We start from the raw sequence: 4,945 nt of genomic DNA, 5'->3' as shown, positions 1-4,945 counted from the left end.
GTGGCAGGCATTCGATGCCGCCGGCCGACAGTGGGCGCCCCGGTGGTGGAAGGCTGGGCCCGGGCCAGCCAGCAGATGGCGGTGGCCCGCAGAACCTGAGGATGCAGGGGCAGTACCTGGACCGGGAAACGGGGTTGCACTACAACACGTTCCGGTATTTACGACCCAGACCTGGGGGGCGTTCACCACGCCTGATCCGATTGGGCTGGCGGGGGGACTCAACCTGCATGGGTATGCGCCAAATCCGATCGCTTGGGTGGATCCTTGGGGATGGATCAAATGTGGACTAACTGGTGATGAGGTTGGAAACGCTACAAATCTCCCAGTCGTTCGTCCCGGTAGTCCTCAATGGAAGAAAGCAGTTGAATCAATTAAGTCTGGCGGGAAATCCAATTTCCGAACCGCAAACAAGGCTGATGCTGAAAGCCTATTGAAAGCCGCCAAGGGAAATATTGAAAATAAGCCTACATACACGGAAACGCCTTATAAAAAGGGATATGAGCACCATCCAAATGAATCGCACACGGTGAATGCGCCAGAGAATAATATTCCCCATATAAAGTGGAAAGACTGGGAGAGCGGTAAGTCCTCCGGCGGAGCTGGACACGTGTTTTATGATGGAGAATGATATGGGGTGTCGATTCGACGAAGACAAATTTCCGGATGCATGGCGAATTAATTCATCGGATTGCAAAATTTCTGAAGGTGATAAGACGGCGCTTGTTTTTTTTTGATCCCGCTCAAAGCCTTGAGTTATGGAAAGTGCATATATCAAATGAATTTTTTCATTTGATGAAAATGCCTTTTGCCGACAAAGGGGTTCTGAGGAAATTGACTTTGGATTTTTCGAGCGAGGCGGAGGGAAGCCGTTTCTTTAAAAAAAGAATTGCGATCGTATGAATTGGTGATTTTCTTTTGGGGTGCTCGAAGCGCGTGCATGGTTCAGAAGAGTACTCTTGTCAATAACTGGACTGATTTTTTTTACCCGTCAGACGAGAGTTCTCTAATATTTATACCAAACAGTCGTAAAAAAATATTCTCTTATGAGGACGTATTTTTTGTTGGAAGATTCTAGCATTTTTGAAAAATTCCGTTTTTGCGGTATAAGCCACAGCTTGGTAAAGATAGAGCCGAGCATTGCCTTCCTGCCTAAGAAGAATTTTAAAGGGCTAGGTTGACGGTGGGATAAGTAAGGGTCTTCCAAAATTAAGTAAAAAGATAATAATGGGAGAGACTGGGATCATATTTTTGGTGATTAATGTGAAGCATGAGCTAAACATCCCTGGCCGATCGTTGGATTCAGTGCTTGCAGGAAAAATGCACAAAGTTTTTTTGTACAAATTTTTCCGTGGGACACACGTTTATAAAAAACCCGTTTTTGATACTTCAATACGCAAATTCTCTGAAAAGAGAAAATGGAGTTTTAATTTTTCTGGCCCTATATTGATGGCCATTTGCATTCCGTGACCTGCGATAGAAGCGTGCTCCTCGCGCCCTTTTTTAAAGATGCCAATACTATTTTTTGGTTTGAAGGAGGACGATTTGATAAAAATGGTCCCCATAGATTCTTTTGTGCCGAATCAAGAGATCTTTCCGAGTATTTCTATGATCCTATGAGGTCTGAGGTGTATAGCAGCGGATTGCTTTACATTTTTGATAAATCTTTTGATTGGTTTATTCACGTTCGTGATTCGCTTGTTGCTTTTCCAAAAGACCAATCTGATTATGTTTTTAATTTGTATTCAAGAAATTTAATTTCGATTGATCGAGATTGACCTGTCTCTAAGTCTTAGTTTAATGTGCCCCTCAAGCATATGCATGTTTAATTGAATCGGCCTTTGGGATGAGATATTGGGCTCAAACGACAATCTGGTGTTGGAGTGCGCCTTGTACCAAGCGTAGAGCAGAGCGGTGGTGGCGTAGTGGCTGGCATTCGCGATGCAACCGGCCAGCCAGCAGATGGCGGCGGCCCCACAGAACCTGAGGATTCAGGGGCAGTACCTGGATCGGGAAACGGGGCTGCACTACAACACGTTCCGGTACTACGACCCGGACCTGGGGACGTTCACGACGCCTGATCCGATTGGGTTGGCGGGCGGAGTGAATTTACATCGATATGGCATTAATCCAATTTCCTATGCTGACTCACTTGGCTCAGCCCCCTGTGCCACTGACCTCACTGGGCATCGAAAAGATCACATTCTTAATCGCCATCGTTCTGGCGCTAATAAACCAGGAAAAACAGAGTTCCCAGCCCACTGGACAGATGCTGACATACTCCATCATGTTTCGGATGTAGCAACTGATCCAGCTCCCATTACTGACGCAGGAAAATGGAATTCTCCATACGCTATTGGTGTCAGAGATGGCGTGGAAATACGGGTGGATTTTTGTCCGCCTTCGCATCCTACATATAGTGGGCAAATATCAACTGCATATCCTATAAATGTTGCTCCTAATCCGCCTTGAAGATAAATAAAATGGACAACGAAATTTTTTATTAAAGTGGCGCAAATTGCAAATAATTTGCTTGCTAAAGAATGTATCGAACTGGATCAGGAGGCTAGAGACTCTGTTCATCACTTCCTTGCTCATGATGAGTACGAAATGGCTTACGAAGGTCTCTTGATTGAAATGATCAAATCTAACTATAAACCTAGTCGGGAAGAGGCGGATGAGTATTTAAAAATCGGAAGAGCTTTGGGTTTGGATAAAGAAAGTGTGTTTGATTCCGATTTTTGGAAAAAGTTAGAAAATCATTTGAATTCAAATCTTTAAAGTGCGATTTGATTAAATTTATTTTTGGCGGGCAAGTTTTGAAATTGCGGCGAGCAAGTGGTGTGTGTCGTTTTGTGGTCAAATAAATTGAATTAAATGAGGCGTCAGCAGGATGGCGCTTAACTGGCGATGATAAAAAACCACGAGGGGCATTTGAAATGAGAGTTTTTGTGGGGCGTGAGAGGTGATCTCTAACTTCTTGCGCGATTTTGAATGGAATTGATTTGACGCTCGTTGACGGAGTGAGATTTTGATGTTGTATTCATTTTGAAAGTCACTCAGTTACGTTGAATTTGGTTGCGTCTGAGAGTATGTATGAGCTACGAATACACTATAAAAATCTACGGCGAAAATTCGACTAACTTCATGCGGAAAGCAGAGAGTATTGTAGAAGCAGCTAATTTTTTGTCTTTCTATGGGCCCTGTGGAGAGTTTTTAATTAAAGACCCTTGTGTGACGAGTTCTTGGACTTACGATATCTCCCTCAAAAAAGAAGATCAGGGAGTTCATATTGTTCTCGTAGGGTGGAGTTTTTTAATTTATAAGGCCTTTCGAGAGGCTTTGAGTGGGCTGAATTATGAAATATCTGATGATTGTACGAATGTTAGTTTGGAGGAGATGTTTAGGATAAAAAATTAAGGATATTTTGAGGGTTGAGGGCGTTTTTTATTTCATTAAGTTGTGCTGTTGAGGAATAAAATTCGGGTATATTCGAAGCGCTAAAAGCTATGTTTTTAAGTTCAGAGATTATTCCCGGCGTGTCTTTGGGCGGTGTATTGATTGGTGAAGCTATTGACTCTGTCTTTGAGAGATTTTCAGAAAAATACGAGATAGAAATATTCGATGGGACTGCGGTTTTCGAGGGTGGTTTGATTTCGATTGGCTACGCATCGTCAGGTATTGTTCACTCGGTGATGTGCGATGCTCGATTTCCCGGTAACTACAAAGAAATATTGTGGGCCGGGATGACTGTCTCTGACGTAATTGCTAAAACCAGAAAGCAGGTTGCATTTGGCGGTTGTGTCGTCGTTGACGGAGTGCAGGGAATTGGTTTGCCCTTGCCACACTGCTTTGATGATTTTGAAAAAATCACTGACTTTCTGTCTCTTGACCATGTGTTTGAGACTTTGTCAGTTTTTAGAAATTGAGTGCAGTTGGCTCTTCAGCCATTGGTGCGATCTGGCTATTGATCGAGGCGTCCAAAAAGAATCCGAGTCGTTGGGGCAATAGCCCAAGGCAAAGAGCAGCGGCCGGATGCACGCAGCGACGTGCCGACACGGGTTGCTAATAGAGCAGTGACTGTCCTGCCGCCGCTTTTACGAACCAAGGGGCCCAACGCCATGCCCCGACTTCGATCTCCAACGCTTGCGTCTTCAGGCCCCGCGCTTTACATCCAGATCCGCCAGCACCCGCAGCAACCCCCGATTCACCTCTTCCAGATCCATCTCGTGCGTCTCGCACAGCTGGCGGATCGCCGCGCCGTTGTCCGTCTCCAGCGCGCAGGCCATCTCCAGGCTGGCCGCGTATGGCCCGGTGTGCAGCACGGTGGCGTCGTAGATGCGTTCGGACAGGGGCAGTCGGCGCAGGATGGCGCCCAGGGGTTCGCCCAGCAGGTCGTCCATCTGCGAGAGCAGGCCGCACAGGTAGATTTCGCGCCGCAGGTCGTTTTCCACACCCGCATCCAGCAGGCGCTCGGTCAGGCGGGCGCGCAGCACCATGGATTCGCGGATGGGCTGCAGGTTGGGGTCGGTGCTGGCGTGCGGCAGCTGGTCCGACAGCCAGCGCTTGAGCGAGCCGTAGCCCATCATCACCAGGCCGCGCCGCAGCGAATCCACGCCGGTGCGCAGGCCGAGCGCTGCCGAGTTGGTGTAGACCATGAAGCGGTAGGCGAGCAGCGGGTCTTCGCCCAGGATCTGCTCGAAGGCCTCCAGCGACTGCTCGGCGTCGATGGCCTTCATCAGCTTGAGCACGGTGTCGTGCCCGGGTTGGGGCGGCTGGTGGCGCAGTTCGTACAGCACGTCTTCCGCGGGCCAGCCGGCCAGGGCCAGAGCCTTGTGCCGGTCCAGGCAGTGTTCCATGAGGGCGCGGCTGGCCACGTTCTCGTACATCTGTCCGGCCAGCACGGGGCTGGGCTGCTGTGGCTGCTGGCCTGCGGCGGCGTGGGGGG

General features: G+C 48.2%; 7 protein-coding genes and 2 pseudogenes. 8 read left to right on the top strand and 1 reads right to left on the bottom strand.

All coding sequences use genetic code 11. The features are described from left to right. Positions 1 to 89 precede the first annotated feature (89 nt). The 8 genes and pseudogenes from AC27IQ_RS18780 to AC27IQ_RS18745 form a co-directional block, all read left to right on the top strand. Positions 90 to 281: pseudogene (locus tag AC27IQ_RS18780) on the top strand (RHS repeat-associated core domain-containing protein); the annotation flags it as partial. Continuing rightward, the gene (locus AC27IQ_RS18775) at positions 257 to 628 is read left to right on the top strand and encodes a hypothetical protein (RefSeq protein ID WP_487090373.1); all 372 of its coding nucleotides are present in this window, start codon (positions 257 to 259) and stop codon (positions 626 to 628) included. The pseudogene AC27IQ_RS18780 and the gene AC27IQ_RS18775, both read left to right, overlap by 25 nt. Before the next feature lie 35 nt (positions 629 to 663). Further along, positions 664 to 900, top strand: a complete 237-nt coding sequence (locus AC27IQ_RS18770) for a hypothetical protein (protein ID WP_487090372.1) — start codon at positions 664 to 666, stop codon at positions 898 to 900. Between the two features lie 581 nt (positions 901 to 1,481). After that, on the top strand, positions 1,482 to 1,775 hold the full coding sequence (locus tag AC27IQ_RS18765) for a hypothetical protein (protein ID WP_487090371.1): 294 nt from the start codon (positions 1,482 to 1,484) through the stop codon (positions 1,773 to 1,775). Positions 1,776 to 1,965: 190 nt separating this feature from the next. Further along, positions 1,966 to 2,469: pseudogene (locus AC27IQ_RS18760) on the top strand (RHS repeat-associated core domain-containing protein); the annotation flags it as partial. A gap of 36 nt (positions 2,470 to 2,505) precedes the next feature. Further along, complete coding sequence (locus AC27IQ_RS18755; RefSeq protein WP_487090370.1) at positions 2,506 to 2,778, top strand: hypothetical protein; 273 nt, start codon at positions 2,506 to 2,508, stop codon at positions 2,776 to 2,778. Positions 2,779 to 3,093: 315 nt separating this feature from the next. Further along, a complete protein-coding gene (locus tag AC27IQ_RS18750) occupies positions 3,094 to 3,417 on the top strand; it encodes a hypothetical protein (protein ID WP_487090369.1) in 324 nt (107 codons plus the stop codon). 89 nt (positions 3,418 to 3,506) lie between these two features. Beyond that, the gene (locus AC27IQ_RS18745) at positions 3,507 to 3,926 is read left to right on the top strand and encodes a hypothetical protein (RefSeq protein ID WP_487090368.1); all 420 of its coding nucleotides are present in this window, start codon (positions 3,507 to 3,509) and stop codon (positions 3,924 to 3,926) included. Between the two features lie 225 nt (positions 3,927 to 4,151). On the opposite strand, the gene AC27IQ_RS18740 is transcribed toward AC27IQ_RS18745, so the two are convergent. After that, positions 4,152 to 4,945, bottom strand: a 794-nt coding sequence (locus tag AC27IQ_RS18740) for an HDOD domain-containing protein (RefSeq protein WP_487090367.1), incomplete at its 5' end; no start/stop codon positions are given.

It is taken from the genome of Acidovorax sp. KPB24-07, assembly GCF_057543315.1.
This window is presented reverse-complemented; position numbering and strand designations above follow the sequence as displayed.